Below are 26,863 nucleotides of genomic sequence, written 5' to 3' on the forward strand. Positions count from 1 at the left end.
AAAAACACACTTCACCTTTATATTAAAAAGTACAAAGAGAAGGCGGAATTTGTTGCTAAAAAGCTCTTTTTCTGCACAAGCCCACTACAATGACGACGTTTCACCGTAGTGTAGGCATTTTTTGACTGCATCCCGATACGTTTCGAGTTTCATCACTCTTCACCGATGCTCTTCTGAAACAGCACCACATCAAAATCGAGACCATTGCGTCGACCGATGCCAACCAGGCGACCCCGTTCGATAAACCCGCACCTACTGTGAAAATGCAGACTCTGCTTGTTTAACGATGAAAGCATCGAAATAATTGTAGTTACACCAAGTTTTGCAGCATCAGACTCAAGCGCCGCGAGAAGCTTGCGGCCGATCCCCTGGCCGGTAAAGTCCTGCTTGAGAAAGCACGTCATTTCAGTAGCTCGGTCGAAAGCCGGAATCGAGCTGTACGGTCGCAGCAAACCAAATCCAGCCATCACTCCATCTACGTCTCGCGCAACAAAGGCCGGATAGTCCGGCGCAAAGCACATCAGCTCCTCAAAACGATCGACGCTGACCGGCGTTTCAGTCCAGGTGGCCAGACTGTGCTCGACATAATCATTGAAGATGGCGGCCATCTCCTCAAGATCGTCCGCGCAAACCGGTAACAGCTCGACCTGCATCAGCGGAACCGTTCGGTGCGCTGCCCTGCCGAGAGCTTGCCACCATGATGGCCCAGCAGCACCACCGTGGGAAGCATAACAAGCAGCATGGCCACATAGGCCCAGGCAAGCGGACCGCCCTGCTGCATCACATCGGGAACGGCAAAACGAATCGCCGTGGCAAGAATACCGGCAACCAGCAGCAGAATCGAAAGCCTGATTTTTTTCTGAAACACCGGAGCTTTGGCACCCTTGTATTTGGTTTTCCAATCGCGAATGCCTGAATAAAACGAAAAAGGAATGGCAAGAAGCGAAACGAGGAGCAGATGAATCACCGTATGCTCGAAGAAGGGACTGCCGTCGAAAAGGGTAAGCAACAGGTAGAGCACGGCAACAGGAATCAAACCGTTACTGAAATGAGCCGCTATGGGATGCAGCATGAAGCTCTGTTTCATCTCTTTGATAAACTTGACAAAAGACATAGGCTTGGGGCTTGACATAGGTTCTAAAAGTGCTGGTCTTAACGTGAAAACATGGGAAATTAAACTCCCAATCCTCTCCGAACAAGTATAATAGCACAGAAACCGTTTCCCATTATTTCCCGCATGAAGTTTTATTCCTTGGTTTTACATGTTATTTTTGAGGCTTTGAGTTTCGACCAACCCAACGCCTATCGGGTGAGCAACAATTCTCCGGACAACATCCCTTTCGATAAAACGCAGGAACGCGCGTCCTCCGAAGTGAGCCGGCGCAAGCCCTTCGTTCAGGGGCGCCGCTCATTCGAACCGGTTTCAAGCCTCAGCCTGTTCGTGCGGTTCCTGAAGCCAGTCACCTGGATTCCGGTCGTCTGGAGCTTCATCTGTGGCGCGGTGGCGAGCGGCGCCTTCGGCTGGCAACAGCTCGGAGAAACAAAGTTTTGGCTCGCCGTGCTCTTGACCGGCCCGCTCGCTACCGGCACCTGCCAGATGCTCAACGACTACTTCGACCGCGACCTCGACGAAATCAACGAACCCAACCGTCCGATTCCCGGCGGCGCGATTTCGCTCAAAAGCGCCACGATGCTCATCGCGCTCTGGTCAGTGCTCTCGGTCGTCGTCGGCTGGCTGGTGCATCCGCTCATCGCGCTTTACGTCGTCGTCGGCATCATCAACGCGCACCTGTATAGCGCTAATCCGATCAAGCTGAAAAAGCGGCTCTGGGCGGGCAACATCATTGTCGCGGTGTCGTACCTCATCATTCCGTGGGTGGCGGGCGAAATCGCCTACCGGCCCGACTTTTCGCTGCACGCCATCACGCCGTCGCTCATCGTGGCCACGCTCTACACCATCGCAAGCACCGGCACCATGACCATCAACGACTTCAAATCCATCGAAGGCGACCGGCAGGTCGGCATCCACACCCTTCCGGCGGTCTTCGGCGAACGAAAAGCAGCGCTGATCGCAGCGATCATGATCGACCTCGGCCAGCTCATGGCAGCGGGCTACATGTTTTTGATCGGCGAACCGGTGTACGGATGGGTGACGGCAGCGCTCGTCGTGCCGCAGTTTTTCCTTCAATTCAGCCTCGTGCGCTCGCCGAGAACTATGGACGTGCGCTACAACGCCATCGCCCAGAACTTCCTCGTCGCAGGCATGATGGTTTGCGCCTTCGCCATCAAAGCGATCAATCCATGACCTACAGCGACCGCATACGGCTTGACACGCAGGGTTTTTCCGACATCGTCGATGTGACTCGTGAAGTCAATCGCATCATCGCCGACTCGGGCCTGAAGAGCGGCATCGTCACAGTATCGGCTGTTGGATCGACCGCTTCCGTAACGACGATAGAGTTCGAACCGGCGCTTGTCGAGGATTTCCGCGAGAAGCTCCAGCAGCTCTTTCCGAGCACCGAGCGCAGCCGCCACTCGGAGACCTGGGGCGACGACAACGGCTTCTCGCACATGCGTGCCTCGTTCATGGGTCCAGCCGTCACGCTGCCGGTCAGCGGCGGCGAACCGGTGCTCGGCACCTGGCAGCAGATCGTCTTCATCGACCACGACAACCGGCCGCGCAGCCGCGAAATTTTCGTGCAGCTTGTCGGCGAACCCTGAAAAGCAAGGAGTGAAGAGCATGAAGACCACGCTTTTCGACATCCAGCCGGCTGTTTCGATCATCCTGCCCACGTTTAATCGTGCGCCACACCTCTCGTCGGCCATCGACAGCATCCTTGAGCAGAGTTTCACCGACTGGGAACTGATCGTCATCGACGACGGCAGTTCAGACGAAACTTTCGACGTGGTTGACGGCTACCTCCGTCAACACGCCAACATCCGCTACCTGAAGCACCGCAACCGCAAAGTCGCACTGTCCCGCAACGCGGGCATTCAGGCCTCGTTCGGGCGCTACATCACCTTTCTCGACAGCGACGACCTGTACCTGCCCGGGCACCTTGAATCGCGCTTCTCGATGCTCGAATCGATGCCGGAGACCGATCTGCTTTCGGGCGGCTTTGTGTGCGAAGGCGATCCCTGGGTTTGCGATCGACACGACGTCGAAAAGTTGGTACACGTCAACGACTGCATCCTCGCCGCGACCATGTTCGGGCGGCGCGAACTGTTCATCGAGATCGGAGGCTTCCGGGCGCTCGACTATGCCGAAGATCCGGATTTGTGGGATCGCGCCGCCCAACGCCATCGCGTTCTGAAGATCGACGAACCTGCGACCTACCTCTACCGGCGCTCGCCGGACAGCATCACCGGAACCTACAAACCAGCCAAATCATGATCCGTTCCGTCACCGTCTATTGCAGCTCCAGCAACCTCGCGCCCGAACCCTACTTCAGCCAGGCCGAAGCGCTTGGCCGCGGACTTGCCGAGCGGAAGATCGATGTGGTCTTCGGTGGCGGAAACGTCGGGCTGATGGGCCACACCGCTGACGCAGCTCTGAAGGCTGGCGGCACGGTGAAAGGCATCATCCCGCGCTTCCTCGAAGAGCGCGAGGTGGCTCACTCCGGACTGACCGAGCTGCACGTGGTCGAAACCATGCACCAGCGCAAAATGCTGCTCACCGACTGGGCGGACGCCTTCGTGATTTTACCGGGCGGACTCGGCACGCTCGACGAGCTGATGGAAATCCTCACCTGGAAGCACCTCGGCCAGCACCACAAACCGATCATCCTGCTCAACACGGAAGGCTTCTGGGATCAGCTTTTACAATTCTTCGAACGAATCGCTGCCGACCGGATGGTCAAGCCCGGTTACGAAAACTACTACGAAGTCTGCAACTCTGCCAGCGACGTGCTCGCGCTGATCGACCGGCAAAACACCAACGCCTGAAAAAATTCAAAGCGAAAAAAAGAAAGGCCGGAACGTCAAATCCCGGCCTTTTCTGTTTCAAATTTTCCGCGCACTAACACTACACCGGCGGAACGTTGTCGATGTAACCGCCACCGGGCATCGGCATCAGGTTCAGATCGCAGCACGGACTTTGACGGTTCAGCCAGGTGATGAACTCGCTGTCGATCCAGTCGCTGAAGCCCCCCTGGAATCCACCGCCATTCGGATAGAGATCGATGAACTTCCCGAGCATCTCGGTGGTGAACGCCGTTTCTGCGCCCATCGGTTTGTACACATCGACGCCGGGGCAGCGCTTGCACTGGCTCGGCAGGTCAGCCACGCTGCACAGCGGACTCTTGTCAGTCAGATAACCGCAATGGCTGCCGCGCTCCACCTGCGAGGCTACGACCCAGGAACCATCGCCAGTGAGCTGGCTGAACTCGCTCTCGACGCCGGGAGTGTCCGACCAGGCGGGCGGTTGGGACATGTCGAGGCTCGCGCAATCGCACTGGCCGACAATCATCGTCATCGGCATCTGGCGGGAGGCGAGCGCCGCGCGGTATTCGCTCATGCCGGGCATGAAGATCGGCACATGCTGGTCAACCGGCGAGAGCATGAGCAACCCGACCGGATTGGCACGATCCTCCTCAGGCCAGTCGGCCATTGGCCTGCTGAACGCGGGCAGAAGCTCCCGGTTGTAGATCACCGGGTTGAAGGGGCGACACTGCTTGCGCCCGATCTGCCGAAGCGTGTCAAACCCGCACGCCGCAGCCTGCGCGTGAGCGCCGCCAACCGAATGCCCAGCGAAAATGACGTTGTTGGAAACCATGAACTGCGCGTCGCGGGCGAGCTTGGCATCAAAGCTCTTGCTGTTGTGCCCCTTGGCCTCAGCCAGCCAGAAGAACTCGGTCAAGCCGTACCGAATAAGGTATGATGCAGCGGCATAGGTCTCCTGCCCCACCCTCGGATTGCCGCCGATATCGGTCCACGGCATCCAGTCAACCTGCGCATGACTGGCGCTGACAAACGCCATCGCCCAGTTCTTTTCGACGATCGCCTCGCTATAGTTATAGTAAGCGGACGGATTGATGCCAAAGAGCGGATTGTCGTTGAGCAGCATACCGGCAATCTTTTTGGGATACCAAAGCAGATCGTTGCCAATCAGAAAGCCGTGATTGAACATCACCAAGCCGTTGGCCTTGCGGTTCGCCGGATAAAAGACTTCGATCACCATCTCGATAAACTCGGGCACGAAGGGGTCGTACTGCAACCAGAGATGGATACGGTCGAAACAGTAATCGTCAATGCGGATGGGCTTCATAACGATAGGGGTAAGAGAGTTTAGAACTATCGCGAACAGAAAACCGGGGCAGGGGAAAAGCGTGCCATAAGCACAATATACTACGGCATTTTCACAAAAATAAAGATTTCAAATTGATATTCGAGCCGAGAGACTCAACGAAAAGTCTTCTCCCTTCAAATAATGCAGTATGAACTCAAATTGCCACCCGAATGGATCGTTTCAGCCAGGACAGGCGTTACCCGAATAGACATGTAAAAATAGCGAACAGCTGCAACAGCATACATCATGGCAACTTCACTGATTTTCATCTACAGCACCGACAGCGGAGGGGTCAGCACTCTGCTCGATACCGGGCACAAAACGCTCAGCCCGTCAACTTACAAGTGCAGCCTCTGCGAGTTGACGCAGGACACGCTCGGCGAAAAAGAACGCTGGCGGGAGTTCCGCAAAAGCATCGGCCTGCCGATGGAGTTCTTTCACCATGACGAATTCGAAAAAAAGTATGATCTCAGATTCGACTATCCGGTCATCCTTCGTAAAAACGAAAAGATCGAGGTTCTGCTGAGCAAAGAGCGGATCGACGCGGTCAAAAACCTCGATGATCTCATTGAAACCGTCAGAGAGGAGATCGCCAAAACCTCCTGATTACGGAATGAGCACCGCCGCGCCTTTGGCTCTGCCGTGACGCAGGTCGAGCAACGCGCGATTGGCCTCTTCGAGCGGATAGCACCGCACCTCGGGCTTCAGCCCCATCCGGGCTGCGATATCGAGAAATGCCGACACATCGGCTCGCGTAATGTTGGCCACGCTTTTGATCTCCTTTTCCATCCAGAGGTGGCGTTCGTAGGAAATGCCTGCGAGCAGATCGTTATCACGCGACTCCTTGCGGATAGCGTTAATGACGAGCCGTCCGCCGGGCCGCAGCCGTTCGAGTGCCGAGAGCACCGGCAACCAGGCGGGCGTCGTGTCGATAATGGAATCGCACGGTTCCGGCGGATCGGCGGTGATTTCCCCAACCCAGTCCGCGCCGAGCGAGAGGGCGAACTCACGATCCTTTTCGCTACGAGCGAAGACAAAAACCGGAGATTTGGGAAAGAGGTAACGAGAAAGTTTGAGCACCTGATGGCCCGAAGCGCCAAAGCCGGTCAGGCCGAGAATCTGGCCATCGCGGAGATTTGCGAGCATCAGCGAGCGATAGCCAATCGCACCACCACACAAAAGCGGCGCTGCTTCGGCATCGGTAAACACGTCGGGAACGGGATAGGTAAAATCCGCGAGCACAGTCATATACTCGGCATAGCCACCGTCAGCATCGCGCCCGGTCGCACGGAACTCCGGGCAGAGGTTTTCGTTGCCTGAAAGGCAGAGCGAACAGTGGCCGCACGAGGAGAAAATCCAAGCCACGCCGCGGCGGCTGCCGATCTCGATGCCTGCGACGCCATCGCCGCAAGCGACGACGCGCCCTACAACTTGGTGTCCGAGGATGACCGGAAAGCGTGGCGGTGACGTCCGCCCCTCGATCTCATCGAGCTCCGTATGACAAACGCCACACGCGCCCACCCGAAGCAGCAGTTCGCCCCGTTGCGGCTCGGGCACTGGCACCTCACGAAACACCAACGGCTCCGCTTCCACATGCAGATCGGTAATCCGCTCAAGCAACATCGCACGCATCATCCCCCTTTTCCTTCAATCTCCCAAAAGAGAGACACAAAAGCAAAGGTGAACACTACGGACGAAATGGGCTTGGTGGACGGGATAGACGAAGTGAAAAGAGAGCGGATAAAAAAGGACGACCAACCGGTCGCCCTCATTATCAATTATCAACTGTCAACTATCAACTGCTCAGTGGCAGCCATGCCCTTCGCAGGCTTTTTGCGGGCCGACTTTCTGCAACAAGCCGTTGCTGAAGCGGTCAATGGCCTCGGCGAGGGTTGGGGCCTTCGCAGCCATGTAGATGTCGATTCCGAGGCTTTGCAGCCTTGCCGCCGCGCGTGCTCCGATGCCATTAACAATGACGGCCCCCGCACCTACAGTTGCGAACGCATCGGCAGGTGTGCACTGGCCGTGGTCGTGGTGCATGTTCGCATTCTCGATAATCTCGACTGCTCCGGTTCCGGTCTCCACAATCCCGTAAAACGGGGCGCTGCCGAAATGTTCGCACACTTTTGAGCCGAGCCCGTTGTTCTCGTCAAGCGGAATGATGATTTTCATGCTTCACCTCCTGCTTCACGATTGCGACGCATCCGGCCCTGACCGTTGCCCTTGCCTTGACCCTTGCCCTGTCCACGCCCTTCTCCGTGACCTTCATGTTGCTGCAAACCGGTACGGAATCCGCGGCAACGTCCGCCGCCCCGGCGACCACCACCGAATCCGCCACCGGGCGACAGGCGATGGATATTCTCGTTTGAGCATGATGGGCATGCCTCTGGCCGTCCGGTTCCGAACGGCACCGACCAGCTATGGCCGCACGCGGCGCAACCGAACTTTCTCTCTTCATTTGAAACCATGATGTTTCCTCCTTTTACGTTTAACCGTCTGCCCAGCACGAGCATCTGCCCGAGTTTCTGCCTGGCTGAAGCCAGAATGTTGCCGAAGGTCTGGCGCGACACCTGCATCCGACGGGCAGCTTCCTCCTGATACAACCCCTCCACATCGGCCAACCGGATTGCCTCGAACTCGTCGAAGGTCATCTCCAGCGGCTCTGCATCGGAGTGCTCGGCAGCAAACGGCCCGAACGCCCGGTGCTCCGGATCTTCGGTGATAGCTCTGCATTTCATTGGTCTGGGCATCGTCAGTTGAATTTTATTATTAGCATATGCCAATAAAATATCACAAAAAAAGCGGGATGTCAAGCGCATCCCGCAAAAAGCTGATTGTTGGTGTCACAGGGCAGTTAAAATCTTTTCTGATAGATATGGCAGTAAGGACGATGCCCCGTCTTTTCGTAATAGTCCTGATGGTACAGCTCGGCGGGCCAGAACTCTCCAGCTTTTTCAACCGTGGTCACCACGTCGTAACCGCGGCTCTTGAGCTGATCGATCAGCGCCTCGGCGATCTTTTTCTGCTGTTCGTTCTGATAGAACACCGCCGAACGGTACTGCGTGCCGATGTCGGGCCCCTGCCGATTTTCCTGCGTCGGATCATGAATCTCGAAGAAGAGCTTGGCCAGCGTTTCGTAACTGACGACTGAAGGATCGAACTCCACTTCTATGGACTCGGCATGACCCGTTCGTCCGGTGCACACCTCTTCGTAGGTTGGGTGATCGGTGTGGCCACCGCTGTACCCGACGGTTGTCGAAATCACGCCTGGCGTCTTCTTGAAATGGTACTCGACGCCCCAGAAACACCCTCCGGCAAAAATCGCCTTCTCGGTGGTCGGTGCTGGCTTGTCGGCAGGATCGAACGACAGGGAGATGGAGTTGACGCAGTAGCGGGCGTTTTTCGAGGTAAAGCCTTCGTTGAAAAAGACATGGCCAAGATGCCCGCCACAGTTGGCGCAGAGAATTTCGGTTCTTCGGCCATCGCGATCGGTCTCCTGACGGACTGCGCCCGGAATGGCGTCATCGAAACTCGGCCAGCCGGTTCCCGACTCGAATTTGGCATCCGAACGGAAAAGATCCGCCCCGCACTGACGGCACTGATAGACGCCTTTTTCCTTGTTGAGATAATATTCCCCGCTGAACGGTCGCTCGGTTCCCTTGTCGATGATGACGTATTTCTCCTCTGGCGTGAGCTTATTCCAGGTCATTGATGCCTCCTTGTGCGTGTTCATTGCCGTGCTGGGCAAGGCGCGACCTTCCGGAGAATTCCCGCAAGCGGCCAGCAGCACGGTCAGAAGTATGAAAAAAATTCTGTTCACGATGTATTCCTCCTTGCGAACGGGCAGTCCGTCGCGAGTTTGTTCTTTTAACCGCTGGCTCCGCCAGAATGTTTCCGAGGCATGAACGCTCAACCTTGCGCTGTGCGTTGTACGAGTAACGACAATCACCAAACCCTCCGGCGATGGAACAGCAACCCAATAGGCTCATCAACGAAAAAAGCCCCTACCTTCTCCAGCACGCATGGAACCCCGTTGACTGGCATCCGTGGGGCGAAGAGGCGTTCCGGAAAGCGCAACAGCAAGAGTTGCCGATCTTTCTCTCCTCGGGCTACTCGACCTGCCACTGGTGCCACGTGATGGAGCGGGAGTCGTTCGAAGACCCGGAAATCGCCGGGTTCCTCAACGCTCACTTTGTGCCGGTGAAGCTCGACCGCGAGGAGCATCCCGACATCGACCGGTTTTACATGCTCTTCGTGCAGGCAACCACGAGTAACGCCGGCTGGCCGATGTCGGTGTGGATGACACCGGATCGCAAGCCCTTTTTTGGTGGAAGCTACTTTCCGCCCGCCGAACGTTGGGGAATGCCGTCGTTCCGCTCAGTGCTCGAAACCCTGGCGCGGATGTGGGAGCACGACCGCCCGAAACTGCTCGCCTCGGCGGGTTCGATCATGGATCAGCTTTTCGACATCGCCAAACCCCAGTCAGGACCGGGAGATGTTAGCGACGCTCATGCCGCACGCTGCTTCGAGGCGCTGGCGCAACGCTTCGACGCCGAGTGGGGCGGCTTTGGCAATGCACCGAAGTTCCCGCAGCCATCGATTCTCGGCTTCCTTTTCAGCCATGCCGCCCGCACCGGCAACCAGACCGCGGCTGACATGGCGCTCGTGACGCTCAGGAAGATGGCCGCCGGAGGCCTCCACGACCAGCTCGGTGTGACCGGACGAGGCGGCGGCGGTTTTGCCCGCTACTCCACCGACCGCTTCTGGCACGTGCCTCACTTCGAGAAGATGCTTTACGACAATGCTCAGCTCGCCGCCTCGTACCTCGAAGCGTATCAACTGACCGGAGAGGCACTCTTTGCTGACACCGCCCGCGACATCTTCAACTACGTGCTCTGCGATATGACTTCGCCTGAGGGCGGATTCTGGTCGGCCGAAGATGCCGACAGCCTTGATCCGAACGGCAGCGGAGAAAAGCGTGAGGGCACATTCTATGTGTGGACGGAAGAAGAGATCGGCAATCTGCTCGACCCGGACGAGGCCGTGCTCTTCATGGAGGCTTACGGCGTCCGACCGGAAGGCAACGCACCGGTCGATCCGCACGGAGAATTCATCGGCAGGAATATCCTGAAGCGCACCGCTTCGGATGAAGAGCTGACAAATCGTTTCGGGCTTTCGATGGACGAGGCCTCTCGACGATTGAAAGAAGCGCGATCGAAGCTGTTTGAGTCACGGCTGACGCGACCGCGACCGGGGTTGGATGACAAAATCCTCGTCGCATGGAACGGCATGATGATCTCCGCGCTCGCCAAAGGCGCGCTGGTGCTGCGGGACAAGAAGCTCCTCGAAGCCGCCGAACGTGCTGCCCTTTTCATTCTAGGTACGCTCTACGATTCGGCGACCGGCAAGCTGCTCCGGCGCTACCGTGACGGCGAAGCGGCCATCGACGGCAAGGCGAGTGACTACGCCTGCATGATTCAGGCGCTGATTGACCTCTACCAGGCATCGCTCGACCCCGAATATCTCTCCACGGCTATCGCACTGGCCGAAACGCAGATCGAACGCTTTTTCGACCAGAAGCAGGGCGTTTTTTACAGCACTGCGTTCGACGACGAGAGCGCGCCTCTGCGCATGATTGAAGACAACGACACCGCCGAGCCTTCGCCAAACTCGGTGAGCGCCTTCAACTATCTCCGGCTCGCCGCCATGACCGGGCGCGACGAGCTGCGCGAGATTGCCCTGCGCACCATCAACTTTTTCAGCAGCACGCTCGACGCCAACCCCGTCGCCCTGCCGCTGATGCTTGCGGCCAGAGCGATGGCCGACACCGCACCGGCACAGCTCATCGTTTCCGGCAAGCGCAGCGATCCGGCGATACAGCGGTTTGTCGAAGCGGCCAGCCGCCACTTCCAACCGGAATTGACGATTCTTCATGCCAATGAGAATGTGGAGTGGCTGCCCTCCGAGGCTGTCGCTATCGCAAAAGATCACCACGGTCAGCCTGCCGCCTGGCTTTGCGCGAAGGGGCAGTGCTACCCGGCGGTCACTGAGCCAGAAGAACTCGATACGCTGCTGAAAAGTCTCGGATAAAGAAAAAAGCCCCTCCCAAAACCGAACTTGGGAGGGGCTTAAAGGTAAGAGTAATACCCCGCAGAAAGCTGCAAAGGCATCAAATAAACCGGTGATCACATGAAGGGCGAATCCTCCTCCTTCGGTTCTTGCGATTGATTGAGGCCACCGGCAAGCATTTCGCCGACCTTCTTCGCGGCTGTTCCTGCAGCAAAGAGGCCTGCCCCCACAACGGCCAGCCCCACAAGACCCGGTAAAATCGGCAAACCGGCAGGAGACAACAACGCGCCAGCTCCGGCGACACCGGCCGCAGTCGTCAGCACACTCCCTTTAATAGGCTCTTGTTCCATAAGTCAATTGGTTAGGTTGATGTCAGATAAAAACTCTGTCTCTCGGGGCTTACCTTATTCCACCCCGAATGATGGAAAAACATGGACAGGCAAGACGAAAAATTGTTCAAACCGTTGCAAAAATCGCCACTAAAGTCTACATTACCTCTCCATTTTTGAGGACAATTAGCTCAGTTGGTTAGAGCGTTCGCTTCACACGCGAGAGGTCGTAGGTTCGAATCCTACATTGTCCACCACATCTCTCCATCATTCCCAATTTCCCTCTACAGTGCCCAGCTCGCGTTCGCTCTTGAATGTAAGCGATCACCTTTCGGATCTTATTTTAAATATAACGAAAAAACCCACCTTCGAAGGGAAATAGCTCTCTACACAATCGTTCTGATACCAGATGGAAGACTGTACGCATCTGCGCTTCAGGCTGCCCGAAACAAAAGAGTCGGCAAAAATGATTTGAACCAGATAGTTTCGGATTGTAATAAAACAATGAAATAAACAGCCAAACAACAGCAACGAAGCGTTAGACAACACGATTACGCCTTGCGCAAGTTGCTAAAGCTAAAAACAAGTCGTAAAAATCCGATCAACGCTGCATCGAAATTTTGGAAGAACCTTGCAAACCGAAAAAAGAGTGTATAGCCGACAAACACTCTGGCTGCCGGTAAATCAGAAGGGATAGGAAGCAAAGGCCTCGTCAGAAACCAAGGGCTGAAAAAGGAGCAAAGGATAGAGGGCTTTAATCCTCCTGCTCCCATTTCTGGTCATCCTGAGGCTGGATGCGCTCGCGGCGCAGCGTATCTCCGGCGCCTTTGACGTCGTTGATGACTCCGTTGACTACATGAAGCGTGGCGGTTCCGACGAGCAGTCCGGCAAGGCCGTGCGCAACGATCGGCATACCGATTGGCGAGAACACAAATGCCGCGCCAACGGCACTGGCAGTTTCTTTCAACATGTCCGTTCAGTTAAGTTTCGTTGATCTGAATATCGTATGCATGTTTTCGCGTAAGTAAGATATTACACAAAAAACAGCAACGAATGCAACTTCTGGACAGTTACTTTTGCTCAACACGGGTTTTCAACGCCCGATTCATCGCAGTGTAGCCTTGACGGAACAGACCGGAGAGGACTACAAAAATAGGTGTGGAGAGCAATCCGTCAAAGGTTTCGCAATGCACGAATCGTGTGCTGCTGCCGGAGTCGAGCGGGTGCAGCTCGAACCAGTGATGCCCGATGAACAGCCCGGCGAGGAAAACCGCGCGCCAGCCAAGAATTTCGTTTTGACGGAATCGATCGAGCTGAGCCTTGAACCGGATCGGCGGCAGCCATGCAAACCTGATGGTAATGAGAAGGGTTTGGTCTGGCCCTCCCTCTCCGTCAACGCTCCGGATGCATGGATTCCACTCGCAGTAACGATCGAGCCCAGTCAGCACCGCCCAAACCTGCTCTGGCGGCGCATCCACAATGACCTCTGTCCTGATGCTGTTCATCGCTGACCGAGCACTTCACCCTCTTCCTGCCAGCCGCCTCCCACGGCACGGTACAGATCGGCGATAGCTGCCAGATGACTTCGCTGGACATCGGCCAGTTCAAGCTCTGACTGGAGCAGCGAGCTTTCGGCGGTGATCACTTCGAGGTAAGTCGCCATGCCGCTGTTGAAGAGCAAGCAGGAATTGCTGGCGGCCTTGCGCAGCGCGGCCACGCGGGCTTCGGCGATGTTCTCCTGCTCACCGGTTTTATCCACCTGTTCAAGCGCGTTGGAGACCTCCCCTACGGCCACAAACAGCGTTTTACGGAACGCCAGCTCAGCCTGGTCGCGCTTGATTTTCGACTGTTCGTACTGCGCCTTGAGCTGTCCGTGGCGAAACACAGGCTGCGTAAGACCGCCCAGAAGCGACTCGAAGAGTGAACCGGGCGTCGAGAACCACTTGCTCGACTCGATGGCGTTCAGCCCGCCCTCCGCCGTGACCGTCAGCGAAGGGTACATCATCGCCTTATTCACTCCGGTCATGGCGTGCGCCTCCATCAGCGAGGCTTCGGCGGCGCGCACATCAGGACGATTGCGGAGCAGCGCCAGCGGCACGCCAGCGCCGAGCGAATCGGGCAGCACGACTGCCTTCGCACCTTGGCTCCGTTTGATGGGCGTGCCGGGCATCCTGCCTGCCAGAATCGACAGCGCATTCTCCTGCGCGTTTCTCGACGCCTCGAGCTTCGGCAATGCGAGTTTAGCCGTCAGCAGTTGCGCCTCCTGCTGATCGACGGCAAGGCTGGTGACGTTACCCGCATCGTATTGCAGGCGCATCATGGCCAGCGTGGTATCGGCAAGCGCAATGTTGCGGCGGGCGATGTCGATCTGCTCGTCAAGCATGGTGAGGTTCCAGTAGCCCTGTGCAACCGATGAAACGAGCGTTGTGCGCACAGCTCTTGCCGCGTCGGTGCTCCGAAGATACTCGGCGAGGGCGGCCTTTTTCGAGTTCTGCAACTTCGCCCAGATGTCTGCATCCCACGACACGCTCAGCGCCGCCGTGTAGCTTCGGCTCGTACGCTCCTGACCTTTCGAAGCGCCATAGCTGTTGCGCGAATCTTTTGAATAGCTGTATGTAGCGCCCAGATCGGCCTCGGGCAGGAACCAGAGCTTTGCCACATCGAGCGACTTGCGTGCGTAGTCGATATTCTTCATCGCGATGCGCAGATCGTGGTTGTTCTCGACCGCGCTATCGATCAGTTCGAGCAACGCCGGATCGGCAAAGAATTCACGGTACGGCACCCTGGCCAGCTCTTTGCCGGGAGTTTTCTGTCCGGGATACGTCTCGGGAAGCGCCACATCGGGACGCCTGTACTCCTTGATCGGACTACAGGCCGAGAGGCCAAATCCGGCAAAGGAGATCAACAACAACAGCGGCAGCGCGCGTTTCATAACTTGATTGTACTGGTTCTTCATTCGTGCGCCCCCTCGTTTTTCAGATGCTCGGCAAGCAGGTCGCCCGCCTCGACGATCGGAGCTGCCGGGCCGGTGAAGCGCTCCTGCAAGCCCTGGAACGCCACGAAGAGCACCGGCACCACGAGAATGCCGAGCACCATGCCGATGAACATGCCACCGATGGCCGACGCGCCGATCGAGTGGTTCCCCAACGCGGCCGGGCCGGTCACGAAAAGCAGAGGCAAAAGACCGGCGACAAAAGCCAGCGAGGTCATCAGAATCGGGCGAAGCCTTGCCCTGGCTCCCGCCATCGCCGCATCAACCAGCGGCATACCGGCCAAACGCCGCTGGAGCGCAAACTCGACGATGAGGATCGCATTTTTAGCGAGCAGGCCGATCAGCATGATAATGGCCACCTGCACGTAAATATTGTTCTCGATCCCCGCCAGCTTGATGCCGATAAACACGCCAAGCAGACCGGTCGGAATGGAAAACATAACAGCCAGCGGCAAAAGATAGCTTTCGTACAAGGCCGAGAGCAGGAAATAGACAAACACCACCGAGAGCAGGAAGATGAAAAACAATCCACCCGACGATTCGATCTCCTCGCGACTCTGCCCTTTCCAGTCATAGGTGAAGCCTGTCGGCAGATTGGTGCGCGAGACCTCCTCGACGGCCTGAATCGCCTGACCGGTGCTGTAACCGGGGGCAGGCATGGCGTTGATCGAAATGGCGTTGAACAGGTTGAAGTGATCAACCGCATCCGGGCCATAGACGCGCTTGAGGGTAATGATCGCGCTGACCGGTACCATCTCGCCGCTGGCGTTCTTGACGAAGATACCGTTGAGCGAATCAGGCGTGCGGCGGTCGTTCGGCTCGGCCTGCAGAACGACGCGGAAGTACTTGCCGAAGCGGTTGAAATCGGAGGCCTGCTGGCTGCCGTAATAGGCCTGAAGCACGGTCATCAGCTCCTTGACGCTCACGCCAAGATCGGCCGCGCGGACGTTATCGACCACCAGCTCGTACTGCGGATAGGTAGCCTTGAAAGTGGTGAACGCCACGGCGATTTCAGGCCGCTGCATCAGGGCGCCGATGAACCCCTGCGCCACCCCCTCGAACTTGTGCAGATCACCGCCGCTGCGATCCTGCAACACCATTTCGAGACCGCTCACCGTACCGAAGCCGGGCACGGTTGGCATCGAGAGCGCGAAGAAGTTGCCCTCCTTGATCGGCGCGAGCTTCTGGTTGACCTGCCCGAGAATCGCTTTGATGTCTCGAACCTTGCCGCGCTCTTTCAGATCGTGAAGCTGAATAAACATGAGGCCCGCCGAAGGTGAGGAGCTGCGGGTAAGGATGTTGATGCCGGTCACCGAAATCACCTTCTTGATCGCAGGCATGGTGCGCAGAACCTTGTCCGCCCGATCCATCACCTCCTGCGTACGGGCCATCGACGCGCCGGGCGGCGTGGAGACCGAGACGATCACGAAGCCGTTGTCTTCGTCGGGAATAAAGCCGGTCGGCGTGGTTTGGAACATCCAGAACGCCACGGCAGTCACCACGGCAAGCGCCCCGAACGCCACCATCCGGTGACGCATGAAATAGTCGAGGATGCCGCTGTAGCGCTGGCGAACCGCGTCAAATCCGGCATTGAACCCCTTGACAAAGCGCCCGGCGAAACCTCCGAAACGCGAGTGCTTCTCTTCGGAGTGCAGATCAGTCAGGAAAATCGCGCAGAGCGCCGGGCTGAGGGTCAGCGCGTTGACCGCTGAAATCAGGATCGCGATGGCGAGCGTGAAGGCGAACTGGCGGTAGAAGACGCCGGTCGAACCTTCGAGAAATCCAACCGGCAGAAACACCGACGCCATGACGAGCGTGATGGTCACGATGGCCGTGGTGATTTCGCGCATCGCCGAAACGGTGGCGACTTTGGCCGGGTAGCCTTTCTCCTCGATCTTGGCGTGCACCGCCTCGACCACCACGATGGCGTCATCAACCACGATACCGATGGCCAGCACCAGGCCGAAAAGCGTCAGTACGTTGATCGAGAAACCGAACAGGTTCATAAAAAAGAAGGTGCCGATGATCGCCACCGGCACGGCGATGGCCGGAATCAGGGTCGAGCGGAAATCCTGCAAAAAGAGGAACACCACGAGGAATACCAACAGGAACGCCTCGATAAGGGTGTGCTGCACCTGCTCGATCGACTCATCCACAACTTTTTTGGAGCTGAACGGAATAGCATACTCGACGCCCGTAGGAAAGCTTCGTGACGCCTTTTCCAGCACCTCGCGAAGCTGGGTCTCGACCTCGTTGGCGTTGGAGCCGGGCGCCTGATAGACCGCCATGACCGCGCTCGGCTGGCCGTTTGCCTTGGCGTTAACCGTGTAGCTGTACGCGGCGAACTCGACGCGCGCAATGTCCTTCAGGCGCAGCAGCGAACCGTCCGGATTGGCTCGGATGACGATGTTTTCGTAATCCTCCGGGCGCTCGAATTTGCCGCGATACTTCATCACATACTGCATCGGCGCGTCGCTCATCTGGCCGAATTCACCCGGCGCAGCTTCGAGGTTCTGGCTCTGGATCGCCGCCGACACCTCCTGCGGCGACAGGCCATACGCGGCCATCTGCGCCGGACGCAGCCAGACGCGCATCGCGTAATCCATCTTGCCGTACACCGCCACCTGACCGACACCCGGCACGCGGGCCAGCGCATCGACGATATTGATCTTGGCGTAGTTCTGCAAAAAAGTCGCATCGAACGCCTTGACGCTGCTCGACAGATTGATGAGCATGATCTGGCTGTTCTGCCGCTTGATGGTCGAAACGCCGATCTGGTTCACCTCGGCGGGCAAGCGGCTGGTAGCCTGCGCTACGCGGTTCTGCACGTTCACCGCCGCCTGGTCGGGGTCGGTGCCCTGCTTGAAGAAAACGTTGATGGAAAGTGACCCGTCGTTCGAGGAGGTCGAGGTCATGTAGGTCATGTTCTCGACGCCGTTGATCGCCTCTTCGAGCGGCGGAGCCACCGTGCGTCCGACGGTTTCGGCGTTCGCGCCGGGATAGCTCGCCGTCACCGAAACGCTCGGCGGAGCGATGTCGGGAAAGCGCGTGATCGAGAGCTGGTTCATGCTGACCAGGCCAAGAATCACGAGAATGACCGAAATGACAGTCGCCAGTACAGGGCGGGAGATGAAGCGTTCAAACATAAGCCCTGGGGATTAATGACCGTTTTGATTTGATGGAGCCGGTGCCGTAGCGCCCGCCGAATCCCCGGACAGCGGCTTGATGACCATGCCATCCTGCAAACGGTCGATACCGGCCGTAACAATCGTGTCGCCCGGCTTGATGCCGTCACTGACGATGTAGTTCTGGCCGCTCGCACCCTCAACGGTAATAACCTTTTTCATCACCTTGTTGCCCTCGGTCAGAACGCAGACCATCACTTTGTCCTGAAGCTCAACCGTGGCCGCCTGCGGCACGAGCATCACGTTGTGATAGCCGGCCATGAGGCTCACCGTCCCGGAGTTGCCGCTGCGCAGCAGCCCCTCCCTGTTCGGGAACGACACCCGAAGGCCGATCGAGCCGGTCGAGGAATCGAACCCGCCGCTGATCGATTCGAGCTTGCCCTCATGCTGATAGACCGTACCATCCGACAGGGTCAGCCTGACCGGAGGCACGGCATTGATTTTCTCCTGAAGCGTCGCACCGGCGTAGCGTTGTTTGAAATCTGCAAATGCAGATTCGCTCATGCTGAACACCGCGTACATGCGGTTCACGTCCGAGAGCATGGTCAAGGCCTGCGTCTGGTTTTTGGTCACAAGATTACCCTGACGGAACGGAATCCGCCCGACGTAACCGGCCACCGGAGCCTTGATCTCGGTATAACCGAGGTTGATCGCCGCGGTCTTGGCCGTTGCCGCCGCCTGATCGGCTTGCGCTTTTGCAGCCTGGAACTGCGCCCTGGCCGTCGTAAGTTGCACCGGCGAAACCACTTTGTTCTCCACCAGCGGAATCAGCTTGTCGACATTGACCTTCGCCACCCGCGCCTGCGCCTCTGCAGCATGTTGCGCAGCCAGCGCCGTCTTGTACTGCTCGCGATAGACCGCGTCGTCGATTTTGAACAGCGCCTGTCCCTTTTTAACCAGCTCACCCTCTTTGACCAGAATCGCCTGCAGCGTTCCATCCACCTGCGGCCGGATCTCCGCATCAGCCAAACCTTCCAGCCGGACGGAATAGGTGCTCGCAACCGACGCTGACGAGGGCTCGACCTTCATCACCGGTAGCTCCGGCATCATCTGCTGCGGCTTCTCCTGCTTGCTGCCGCATCCTGAAAGAAAAAGCGATGAGACAAGCAATCCAGCGGAAGCGAGCCTGAAAAGATGGGATCTGAATGTGGGAATCGTGCTCATGGTCAGGGCGAGACAAAAATGACAGATAAACGCAAATGCTGGAATGTAAAGAAAGAAAAATACAAAACCCGGTTTAACAATAGTGAAAACACAACAGCGGAAAAGATGTTACAGTCTATTATCACAAATAACGTAAAATCAACGAAAAGACCGAAACCTACCAATAAATTCCGGACATCACCAAACTCAGCCTGAAAATTTTCGGATACACCTGGCTCATAGGTTCACTTTGTGACGTCAGTTATCCACGATTCCTGCGCTCAAAATCGAGCAGCCACCGCTTCAGCTCCACCCCGCTTGAATAGCCTCCAAGCCGTCCCCCAACACCAACGACCCGGTGGCACGGCACGATGATCGGCAACGGATTCCGCCCGCACGCCGACCCGACCGCTCGTGCCGCACCCGGTGAGCCAATCGCCGCAGCCAGCTCACCATACGGCGCTGTCTGCCCATACGGAATGGCGAGCATCGCCTCCCGCACCCGGCGCTCGAAATCGGTTCGAGCATCAGCCAAAGGCAACGAAAATGCTTTCAGGCGCCCTGCAAACCACGCGTCGAGCTGCCCGAACGCCTCGTCGATCAACGGTGAACCTGGAGCACTGACAGCCGTTGACGGCTCAACGTGCATAAATAATAGATCAGTAACCCGTCCACCGTGCGCCCTGATTCCGATCAAACCCACCGGCATACGTCGACAGGAAAACGAACTGTAATTTGTCAGTATTGACTCTTGCTGCATTTGTGGTGTCCGTTAATTGACGTTGCATAAATCCTTTTCATCGGCCAGACATATTCGGCCTCAAAGCATAAACATACCTCCCGAGACCGGAATGTAGCAGCCGGTCACGAAGCGGCTGTGGTCGGAGGCTACCGCAAGCACCGCCCCGGCGACATCTTCCGGAAGGGCGACTCGCTTGAGCGGTGTCATATCGGCCATCATCGCCTTTTGATCGTCGGGTAGCCAGGCCGTAGCGTCAGTCAGAGTGAGGCCGGGAGCGATCACGTTGACACGGATGCCGAAGGCGCCGACCTCTTCAGCGAGCGAGCGCACGAAAGCGTCAAGGCCCGATTTGGCCGTGCTGTGAACGATGAATCCAGGCGAGGAGTGACGCGACAGCGTGCTCGAAATAGCGATGATGCTGCCCGATTTCTGCTCGATCATACCCGGCAGAACCGCCTGAGAGCAGAAAAAGATCGATTTCAGCTCGCCGGTGAGCTTGGCCTCGAATTCATCCCAGGCGAACTGCGTAAACGGCTTGACCGGAAAACCGATCGATGCGTTGCTGACCAGCAGATCAACCGGCCCGAGGTGTTGCTCCACCTCCGCAACCATCGCCTGCACCTGCGCCTCATCGCGCACATCGGCGCGGACGGCGAGCGCCTTGCCGCCAGCCTGCGTAATTTCATCGACGACAGCATGAGCCGCGCCTTCACTCTGGAAATAGTTGACCGCCACCGCTGCCCCCTCGGCAGCCAGAAGCTTGGCCGTAGCCCGCCCGATACCCCGGCTCGCACCCGTAACCAATGCGACTCTGCCTTTCATACTCGTGAGTTTTTAGGATTTCGTTGAATCACAGGAATGCTTATCAAACATAACAATATTTGAAATCAGCTATTTCCTTTTAAGTGACGCATTCAAAATGAAGCTGACATTTTGTTTCGATGGCAGAACAAATCCTGACCACATTCGTTCCAAGAGCGGAAAATGCCGCAAAAACCGGTATTTTTGTACAAAACAACCACCAGTCGCGTCGCTCGCTGAAAAATCCCCAAGCTTTTGCAATGGCATGACAAGCACCGAATCGATCGCGAAGTCCGAAAAAAGCGAAATCTTCGAGTGGAGGACTGTTCGATTTTGAAAAGGAGGGCTGAATGATCGCCGGTCGCGAATAACGCTGACCATAATGTTCATTCGTTCTGTGATCCGGATGTACTTTCCCGGATTTCTATTTGGATAATCCGGATATTCTCTTAGATTTAGAGCCATAACATCGTGGGGTGGAGCAATTGGTAGCTCGTCGGGCTCATAACCCGAAGGTTGCAGGTTCAAGTCCTGTCCCCACCACCAAGAAGCCGCCTGCAGTACGAGGCGGCTTTTTTTGTTGTACAGGCTTACGATCAGCGCGCCGGAAGCACACCGCTTTGACGTCAAATGAGCGGTGAGATTCGTACGCTTGAAGAAGCTGGGGACACTCCTTTTCTTCGAAACGATTCTTGCCTCTTTTCTGTTTTATTGACAGATTTACAAGGCAAAACCAACCAATATTTTATAGCACAACCATGTTTTATTTCGATCCGGCATATTTTCTGTTCGCCCTTCCGCCGCTGTTGCTCGGCCTCTGGGCGCAGTTCAAAGTCAAATCAGCGTTTAAAAAATATTCGCAGGTGGCGACCCAGAGTGGCATGACGGGAGCGCAGGCGGCCTTGAAGATTCTCCAGCGTGGCGGTCTCGGCAGCGTCAACGTCGAGATGACTCGGGGAATGCTCTCCGACCACTACGATCCTCGCCACAAAGTGCTGCGCCTCAGCGAAGAGGTCTACAGCCTCCCGAGCATTGCATCGGTGGGCGTTGCCGCGCACGAGGCAGGGCACGCCTTGCAGGACAAGAAGGACTACTTCCCGCTTGCCATCCGTTCAGCGATGGTACCGGTGGTTTCACTCGGCAGTTGGCTTGGGCCGATCCTCTTCATGATCGGCTTTTTCCTCTCCGGCACGCTGGGCAGTTCGCTGGCTTGGGCGGGCATCATTCTGTTTGGCGGCACGGCGCTTTTCGCGCTGGTAACGCTGCCGGTGGAGTTTGATGCAAGCCGCCGAGCCAAGGAGTTGCTGGTTTCCCAGGGCATCGTCTCACAGCGTGAAATGGAAGGCGTAAACGCCGTGCTTGATGCTGCTGCGCTTACCTACGTTGCTGCCGCCGCGCAGGCGATCATGCAGTTGCTTTATTATGTGATGGTCATGAACCGGCGAGATTAATCGCAAGAGACAAGAGAGAATACAAAAAGGGGCGGCCAACCGGTCGCCCCTCTGTTTTTCCTGCTATTTTGGCGAACGACACCTTTCGCGTCGCATGCGCACACCGCTACCCGATCACCTTTAAGACTTCCTGACGCATCTGCTGGTAAGGGATAGCACCGGCGGTACGCCATTGAATCTGACCACCGACAAAGAGCATAAGGGCCGGAATACCCTGAACCTGGAAGCGGGCGGCAGCATCTGGCTGCTGATCGACGTTGACCTTGACCACGGTTATCCGGCCTTTAAACTCTTTGGCAAGCTGCTGAACGGCTGGAGCCACTATCTTGCAAGGGCCACACCAATCCGCCCAGAAATCGACAAAAACAGGTAGTGCACTTGTTCTGATAAGATCGTCAAGTGATTTAGCCATAATGATTGAACAACATTATCGTTTGCAACTTATAGAAAACAGCCCTTGTCAGTGACAGGACTCTTGCATAAAAAAACAGCTCTCCCCCTTTGACCGTTTCGATTATCGTACCGAAGCGTTGCATATGACCAAGCCCTCAGGATTGAGGCTGCTGAAACTTATAGCCAACCGACAAGGTTGATCTGAAAAATTACGGTTCACCGTCCTGTTTTTTGAACGGCTCTGTGTCGAAAAACGGGCATCTCCATTACCAATTGCCGATGAATGACATCCTCGAAAAACCGAGAAAAATATACGTCACACGCACGATTGAGTTCAATGCCGCCCACCGGTTGTTTAATCCCGAACTTTCCGAAGAGGAAAACCGAAGCCTGTACGGGAAGTGCAGTGGCAAGTATGGGCATGGCCACAATTATCTGCTTGAAATCACCCTTTCAGGCCCGATCAATCGGAAAACCGGTTATCTTTTCGACCTGAAAAAGCTGAAAACGATTCTTGAAGAGGAAATCGTCACACGGTTCGATCATCGGCACATGAACTTCGAGGTCAAGGAGCTTCAGAACCACGTCCCGACAACGGAAATTCTGGCTGTTGTCGTGTGGGACATCCTCGAAACGCGACTGGAAACCATTACCAAACAGGAGGTTAGCCTCCATGAAGTCAAAATACATGAAACAGGAAAAAACAGTGTCACCTATCGTGGAGAATAACCGATCTGCAGAATCACGCCTTTCGCAATGCGATCTCGATGAGTGCTTTGATGAAGCTTGCGACCATCAGGAAGAGGAACGCCTCAGCTTGATGGGCAATGCCGTATACAGCCTTCTGCAAGGTATTGGAGAGGATCCGGAGCGTGAAGGGCTGCTTATGACCCCGGAGCGGGTAGCCAAATCTCTGCGATTTCTGACCAAAGGCTACGAGCAGGATCCGGAAGAGTTGCTGATGAAGGCGCTCTTTACCGAGTCGTATGATGAAATGGTGCTGGTCAAAGATATTGACCTCTACTCGATGTGCGAGCACCACATGCTCCCCTTCTTCGGCAAGGCGCACGTGGCCTACATTCCCGACGGCAAAATCGTAGGACTGTCCAAGATTCCGAGAGTAGTTGAGGTGTTCGCCCGGCGGCTTCAGGTGCAGGAGCGCCTGACACAGCAGATTCGGGATGCAATCCAGAACGTGCTCAACCCACGCGGCGTGGCAGTGGTGATCGAAGCGACTCACATGTGCATGGTGATGCGTGGCGTCGAAAAGCAGAACTCGGTGACCACGACCTCGGCCATGTCGGGCGACTTCATGACAAGCCAGTCCACGCGGAGCGAGTTCCTGCGCCTGATCGGCAGCCACTAACGTCGCGCCGGACAATCACCGCAGCACATAACAATGAAGAACCCCGCTTCTCTGATGAACTTTCGAGAAGCGGGGTTCTTCATTGTTCCAGCCACTCTTCCAGAACTTCGCGTCCCATCGCTACCGCTCGATCCAAGTGGCCACGCATCGGCTCACTGAGACCGTTGCCAAGCCCCAGATCATGCGGCGGCGCGCCGATAAGCACAATTTCTGACGGCACCTGGTCGTGCAGTTTTGCAACGCTCAGCAACTCGCTCAGCCCCATCTGATGTGACGACATCTTGCGATGGATAAATGCCGGCAGCTCGTCGTTCCGGTAGCAGTAGACCTTTGGCTCGAACTCGACAGGAATGATCGAATCAAACACCATCAGCGCATCGCACGACTCGAAATAGTCGAGCAGATAGAGCCCCTGTGTGCCGCCATCCACAAACTGAACCGATTGAGGCCATTCACCGAACGCCTCCAGGGCCCGAACAGCCTCGACGCCAAACCCCTCATCACCAAACAGAATATTGCCGAGACCAACTACGTTGATTGTTTTCACAGGGGAAAAACTAAAAGATTATGGGAGTTATGGAAAAAGCATTCGAACTTCGACTTACTGAACAGCCAAAGGGCGGACACACAGGCCCGCCCCAGTTATCAATGCTTCATTTTCGATCATCAATTACAACGCAGCTTCATCCTCAACCTTGTGCTTGTAACCGGTTATGATCGAAGAGGTTACGCTGCTGCGATCGACGATGTCGTGGCGGAACACCGCGTACAGGTGCACCAGAATGTAGAACGGGAAAATCCAAGCCATCAGGTGGTGAGCAAATCGCAAGTTGTAGCTTCCGCCAAAGAGTGGAAGCATCCAGCCAAACAGCGTTTCGCTCAGGCCGCCGGGGTTGTTCTCTCCGTACATGGCAAGTCCCGAGGTGATCATAAACACTGAACCGCAGAAGATAAACAGAAAGTGGGTCAGCGCAGCCACCGGGTTATGGCCGACGTAGTCCGGCTCACCCTTGCGAAGGAAAAGATAGGCAGCCATCTGCTCCTTGAAAGGCTTGCCCCACCACGAGGGTTTCCAGGGCTGAAAACCGCCGAAACGGGCATACTGGTCGTTCCGGGCCATCAGGGCGTAGTACATCCGGAACAGGAAGTTGGCGATGAACACGAAGGCCACCGCAAAGTGCACGCCCCGCCAGGTCGCCATGCCGTGGTGAAACACCGCCTCCCCGGACGGTGCGGCCAGCACGGGGTACGCAATATACAGACCAGTGCCAAGCAGTACCGCGATGCTGAAAGCGTTGACCCAGTGGTAGAGCCTGACCGGCAGGCGCCACACATAGATTTCCTCGATAATCCGTCCCATGATAACCTCCGTATTAAACGATCCTTACCTTCGTAATCTCGTTACCATTCATGTCAAACACGTGCGACGCACAGGCAAGACAAGGATCGAACGAGTGCACCGTGCGAAGGATCTCAAGCGGCTGCGAGGGATCGTGCATCGGCGTGCCCTTCAAGGCAGCTTCGTACGCGCCTGAGTTGCCACGGCCATCCCTCGGTGAAGCGTTCCAGGTCGATGGCACCACGATCTGGTAATCGCCGATCTTGCCATTTTCGATCCTGATCCAGTGACCGAGCGAGCCGCGCGGCGCTTCGGTGTATCCGAACCCTTTGCACTCCTTCGGCCAGGTCGACGGCTCCCAGCGTTCGCTGTTGAAGGTCTGGTAATCACCGGTTTTAACGTTGGCAACCAGCTCGTCGTAGAAGTGGCGCATGAAGCCGGCTGTCTGCTTGCACTCGATGCCGCGCGCGGCTGTTCGTCCGAGGGTCGAATAGAGTGCTTCGGGGCCGACTTCGAGCTTCGAAAGCACCATGCCAACCGTATCCTTGATCATCGGATCGCCCTTCGCGTAGGCTACCAGCACGCGGGCCAGCGGGCCGACCTCGACCGGCTGGTCTTTCCAGCGCGGCGTCTTGAGCCAGCTGTACTTCTTGTCCGTATCGAGATACTCGAACGGTGGCTTCGGACCGGTGTATTTAGGGTTGGTCTCCCCTTCCCACGGGTGTAAACCCTGATCGCTGCCATTGCTGTAGGTGTACCAGCTGTGGGCGATCTCCTCCTTGATCTGCGACATATCACGTGGATCGACGTCGAGCACCGTCGTAAGATCCTTGCCCATGATGACGCCGCGCGGCCACAAGAGCTTTTCGTAATCGTCGAGCGTGGTCTCCGGGAAATCCCCATAGCTCATGAAATTACCGAGACCGCCACCGTAGAGCCAGCCTTTATAGTACCCGGCGATGGCGATAAGATCAGGAATGTAAACCTGGTCGATGAACTGCTGCGTTCGGTCGATGATCGACTTGACCATCGAAAGCCGTTCGATGTTAATGGCCGTGTCGCTGTTCGGGTCGATGGCGCAGGCCATGCCGCCCACCACGTAGTTCGGATGCGGGTTCTTGCCACCGAAGATGGTCTGAATCTTGACGATCTCTTTCTGGAATTCGAGCGCTTCGAGGTAGTGCGCTACGGCAATCAGATTCACCTCCGGGGGCAGCTTGTAGGCCGGATGGCCCCAGTAACCATTCGAGAAAATGCCGAGCTGACCGCTTTCGACAAAAGCCACGAGGCGCTTCTGCAAATCCTTGAAGTAGCCGACCGAGGACTTCGGCCAAGCCGAAATGCTCTGCGCGATCGCAGATGCCTGGCCGGGATCGGCCTTCAATGCGCTGACCACATCGACCCAGTCGAGGGCGTGCAGATGGTAGAAGTGCACCAGATGGTCCTGCGTCTGCTGCGTGGCGTTCATCAGGTTCCTGATGATGCGTGCGTTTTTCGGAATCTCGATACCGAGCGCATCCTCAACGCAGCGCACCGACGCAAGCGCATGCACCGTCGTGCAGACGCCGCAGATGCGTTCGGCGAAAGCCCAGGCGTCACGAGGATCGCGCCCCTTCAGGATCACCTCGATGCCGCGCCACATGGTGCCGGTGCTGTACGCATCCTCGATGACGTTGGCATCGTTCATCTTCGCCTCTATTCTCAGATGCCCCTCGATACGGGGAATCGGATCAACAACAATTTTCTTCGACATGCCTGCTACTCCT

The 26,863-nt window shown here is 56.6% G+C and carries 29 protein-coding genes and 2 tRNA genes; 12 read left to right on the forward strand and 19 right to left on the reverse strand.

The annotated features are described in order from the left end of the window. Positions 1–152: 152 nt before the first annotated feature. Positions 153–653, reverse strand: a complete 501-nt coding sequence (locus CPAR_RS06415) for a GNAT family N-acetyltransferase (protein ID WP_012502505.1) — start codon at positions 651–653, stop codon at positions 153–155. Next, a complete protein-coding gene (locus CPAR_RS06420) occupies positions 653–1,114 on the reverse strand; it encodes a DUF2231 domain-containing protein (protein WP_012502506.1) in 462 nt (153 codons plus the stop codon). The genes CPAR_RS06415 and CPAR_RS06420 overlap by 1 nt, the downstream gene beginning before the upstream one ends. Positions 1,115–1,237: 123 nt before the next feature. On the opposite strand from CPAR_RS06420, the gene chlG reads away from it, so the two are divergent. The 4 genes from chlG to CPAR_RS06440 are packed head-to-tail and all read left to right on the forward strand — an operon-like array spanning position 1,238 to position 3,945. Beyond that, the gene (gene chlG, locus CPAR_RS06425) at positions 1,238–2,305 is read left to right on the forward strand and encodes a chlorophyll synthase ChlG (RefSeq protein WP_012502507.1); all 1,068 of its coding nucleotides are present in this window, start codon (positions 1,238–1,240) and stop codon (positions 2,303–2,305) included. After that, entirely contained in the window at positions 2,302–2,721 is a 420-nt protein-coding gene (locus CPAR_RS06430; protein ID WP_012502508.1) for a secondary thiamine-phosphate synthase enzyme YjbQ, read from the forward strand. The genes chlG and CPAR_RS06430 overlap by 4 nt, the downstream gene beginning before the upstream one ends. Before the next feature lie 19 nt (positions 2,722–2,740). Further along, positions 2,741–3,394 (forward strand): glycosyltransferase family 2 protein, encoded by a 654-nt coding sequence (locus CPAR_RS06435; RefSeq protein WP_012502509.1) that lies wholly within the window; start codon positions 2,741–2,743, stop codon positions 3,392–3,394. Continuing rightward, the gene (locus CPAR_RS06440) at positions 3,391–3,945 is read left to right on the forward strand and encodes an LOG family protein (RefSeq protein WP_012502510.1); all 555 of its coding nucleotides are present in this window, start codon (positions 3,391–3,393) and stop codon (positions 3,943–3,945) included. Before CPAR_RS06435 ends, CPAR_RS06440 begins: the two co-directional genes overlap by 4 nt. A 79-nt stretch (positions 3,946–4,024) precedes the next feature. Here CPAR_RS06440 and CPAR_RS06445 read toward each other — a convergent pair whose 3' ends face one another. Continuing rightward, positions 4,025–5,266, reverse strand: a complete 1,242-nt coding sequence (locus tag CPAR_RS06445; protein ID WP_012502511.1) for a hypothetical protein — start codon at positions 5,264–5,266, stop codon at positions 4,025–4,027. A 267-nt stretch (positions 5,267–5,533) separates the two neighbouring features. Here CPAR_RS06445 and CPAR_RS06450 point away from each other — a divergent pair, with 267 nt between their 5' ends. After that, positions 5,534–5,893 (forward strand): hypothetical protein, encoded by a 360-nt coding sequence (locus CPAR_RS06450; protein ID WP_012502512.1) that lies wholly within the window; start codon positions 5,534–5,536, stop codon positions 5,891–5,893. Here CPAR_RS06450 and CPAR_RS06455 read toward each other — a convergent pair whose 3' ends face one another. The 4 genes from CPAR_RS06455 to CPAR_RS06470 form a co-directional block, all read right to left on the reverse strand. Further along, positions 5,894–6,919, reverse strand: coding sequence for a zinc-dependent alcohol dehydrogenase family protein (locus tag CPAR_RS06455; RefSeq protein ID WP_041466304.1), 1,026 nt, complete (start codon positions 6,917–6,919; stop codon positions 5,894–5,896). A 171-nt stretch (positions 6,920–7,090) separates the two neighbouring features. Continuing rightward, positions 7,091–7,459, reverse strand: coding sequence for a NifB/NifX family molybdenum-iron cluster-binding protein (locus tag CPAR_RS06460; protein WP_012502514.1), 369 nt, complete (start codon positions 7,457–7,459; stop codon positions 7,091–7,093). Then, a complete protein-coding gene (locus tag CPAR_RS06465) occupies positions 7,456–8,025 on the reverse strand; it encodes a DUF134 domain-containing protein (protein ID WP_012502515.1) in 570 nt (189 codons plus the stop codon). Before CPAR_RS06465 ends, CPAR_RS06460 begins: the two co-directional genes overlap by 4 nt. Positions 8,026–8,141: 116 nt before the next feature. Further along, positions 8,142–8,996 (reverse strand): bifunctional methionine sulfoxide reductase B/A protein, encoded by an 855-nt coding sequence (locus CPAR_RS06470; RefSeq protein ID WP_012502516.1) that lies wholly within the window; start codon positions 8,994–8,996, stop codon positions 8,142–8,144. A gap of 254 nt (positions 8,997–9,250) precedes the next feature. Between CPAR_RS06470 and CPAR_RS06475 the strand changes: the two genes are divergently transcribed. Then, complete coding sequence (locus CPAR_RS06475; protein WP_012502517.1) at positions 9,251–11,377, forward strand: thioredoxin domain-containing protein; 2,127 nt, start codon at positions 9,251–9,253, stop codon at positions 11,375–11,377. Between the two features lie 95 nt (positions 11,378–11,472). Here CPAR_RS06475 and CPAR_RS06480 read toward each other — a convergent pair whose 3' ends face one another. Next, a complete protein-coding gene (locus CPAR_RS06480; protein ID WP_012502518.1) occupies positions 11,473–11,706 on the reverse strand; it encodes a hypothetical protein in 234 nt (77 codons plus the stop codon). A gap of 159 nt (positions 11,707–11,865) precedes the next feature. Between CPAR_RS06480 and CPAR_RS06485 the strand changes: the two genes are divergently transcribed. Then, positions 11,866–11,942, forward strand: a tRNA-Val gene (locus tag CPAR_RS06485). A gap of 497 nt (positions 11,943–12,439) precedes the next feature. Here the strand turns inward: CPAR_RS06485 and CPAR_RS06490 are convergent. The 7 genes from CPAR_RS06490 to CPAR_RS06520 all read right to left on the reverse strand — a co-directional run bounded on the left by CPAR_RS06490 (position 12,440) and on the right by CPAR_RS06520 (position 20,569). After that, a complete protein-coding gene (locus CPAR_RS06490; protein ID WP_012502519.1) occupies positions 12,440–12,655 on the reverse strand; it encodes a hypothetical protein in 216 nt (71 codons plus the stop codon). Positions 12,656–12,755: 100 nt separating this feature from the next. Continuing rightward, positions 12,756–13,190 carry an SRPBCC domain-containing protein gene (locus CPAR_RS06495; protein WP_012502520.1) on the reverse strand — a complete coding sequence of 145 codons (435 nt, stop codon included), beginning with the start codon at positions 13,188–13,190 and terminating at the stop codon, positions 12,756–12,758. After that, on the reverse strand, positions 13,187–14,617 hold the full coding sequence (locus CPAR_RS06500) for an efflux transporter outer membrane subunit (protein WP_232203877.1): 1,431 nt from the start codon (positions 14,615–14,617) through the stop codon (positions 13,187–13,189). The genes CPAR_RS06495 and CPAR_RS06500 overlap by 4 nt, the downstream gene beginning before the upstream one ends. Positions 14,618–14,637: 20 nt before the next feature. Next, positions 14,638–17,823 carry an efflux RND transporter permease subunit gene (locus tag CPAR_RS06505; RefSeq protein WP_012502522.1) on the reverse strand — a complete coding sequence of 1,062 codons (3,186 nt, stop codon included), beginning with the start codon at positions 17,821–17,823 and terminating at the stop codon, positions 14,638–14,640. 12 nt (positions 17,824–17,835) lie between these two features. Further along, entirely contained in the window at positions 17,836–19,026 is a 1,191-nt protein-coding gene (locus CPAR_RS06510; protein ID WP_012502523.1) for an efflux RND transporter periplasmic adaptor subunit, read from the reverse strand. Between the two features lie 241 nt (positions 19,027–19,267). Next, the gene (locus CPAR_RS06515; RefSeq protein ID WP_232203878.1) at positions 19,268–19,654 is read right to left on the reverse strand and encodes a methylated-DNA--[protein]-cysteine S-methyltransferase; all 387 of its coding nucleotides are present in this window, start codon (positions 19,652–19,654) and stop codon (positions 19,268–19,270) included. A gap of 171 nt (positions 19,655–19,825) precedes the next feature. Continuing rightward, entirely contained in the window at positions 19,826–20,569 is a 744-nt protein-coding gene (locus CPAR_RS06520; protein WP_012502525.1) for an SDR family NAD(P)-dependent oxidoreductase, read from the reverse strand. Positions 20,570–20,688: 119 nt separating this feature from the next. Here CPAR_RS06520 and CPAR_RS11345 point away from each other — a divergent pair, with 119 nt between their 5' ends. From CPAR_RS11345 to CPAR_RS06530, 3 genes are all read left to right on the forward strand, one after another. Beyond that, positions 20,689–20,817, forward strand: coding sequence for a hypothetical protein (locus CPAR_RS11345; protein ID WP_269478989.1), 129 nt, complete (start codon positions 20,689–20,691; stop codon positions 20,815–20,817). Between the two features lie 201 nt (positions 20,818–21,018). Next, positions 21,019–21,094: transfer RNA gene (locus CPAR_RS06525), tRNA-Met, on the forward strand. Positions 21,095–21,306: 212 nt separating this feature from the next. Further along, complete coding sequence (locus tag CPAR_RS06530) at positions 21,307–21,999, forward strand: zinc metallopeptidase (RefSeq protein WP_012502526.1); 693 nt, start codon at positions 21,307–21,309, stop codon at positions 21,997–21,999. Positions 22,000–22,105: 106 nt separating this feature from the next. On the opposite strand, the gene trxA is transcribed toward CPAR_RS06530, so the two are convergent. Then, the gene (gene trxA / locus CPAR_RS06535) at positions 22,106–22,411 is read right to left on the reverse strand and encodes a thioredoxin (protein WP_012502527.1); all 306 of its coding nucleotides are present in this window, start codon (positions 22,409–22,411) and stop codon (positions 22,106–22,108) included. A 260-nt stretch (positions 22,412–22,671) separates the two neighbouring features. On the opposite strand from trxA, the gene CPAR_RS06540 reads away from it, so the two are divergent. Beyond that, positions 22,672–23,121 (forward strand): 6-carboxytetrahydropterin synthase, encoded by a 450-nt coding sequence (locus CPAR_RS06540; protein WP_012502528.1) that lies wholly within the window; start codon positions 22,672–22,674, stop codon positions 23,119–23,121. Next, positions 23,081–23,758, forward strand: coding sequence for a GTP cyclohydrolase I FolE (folE, locus tag CPAR_RS06545; protein ID WP_041466150.1), 678 nt, complete (start codon positions 23,081–23,083; stop codon positions 23,756–23,758). Before CPAR_RS06540 ends, folE begins: the two co-directional genes overlap by 41 nt. A 79-nt stretch (positions 23,759–23,837) precedes the next feature. On the opposite strand, the gene CPAR_RS06550 is transcribed toward folE, so the two are convergent. The 3 genes from CPAR_RS06550 to CPAR_RS06560 form a co-directional block, all read right to left on the reverse strand. Continuing rightward, a complete protein-coding gene (locus CPAR_RS06550) occupies positions 23,838–24,305 on the reverse strand; it encodes a HyaD/HybD family hydrogenase maturation endopeptidase (protein WP_012502530.1) in 468 nt (155 codons plus the stop codon). Between the two features lie 123 nt (positions 24,306–24,428). Further along, on the reverse strand, positions 24,429–25,118 hold the full coding sequence (gene cybH, locus CPAR_RS06555) for a Ni/Fe-hydrogenase, b-type cytochrome subunit (RefSeq protein ID WP_012502531.1): 690 nt from the start codon (positions 25,116–25,118) through the stop codon (positions 24,429–24,431). Positions 25,119–25,131: 13 nt separating this feature from the next. Then, positions 25,132–26,850 carry a nickel-dependent hydrogenase large subunit gene (locus CPAR_RS06560; protein ID WP_012502532.1) on the reverse strand — a complete coding sequence of 573 codons (1,719 nt, stop codon included), beginning with the start codon at positions 26,848–26,850 and terminating at the stop codon, positions 25,132–25,134. Positions 26,851–26,863 lie beyond the last annotated feature (13 nt).

This window comes from Chlorobaculum parvum NCIB 8327 (assembly GCF_000020505.1).
Lineage (GTDB): Bacteria > Bacteroidota > Chlorobiia > Chlorobiales > Chlorobiaceae > Chlorobaculum > Chlorobaculum parvum_A.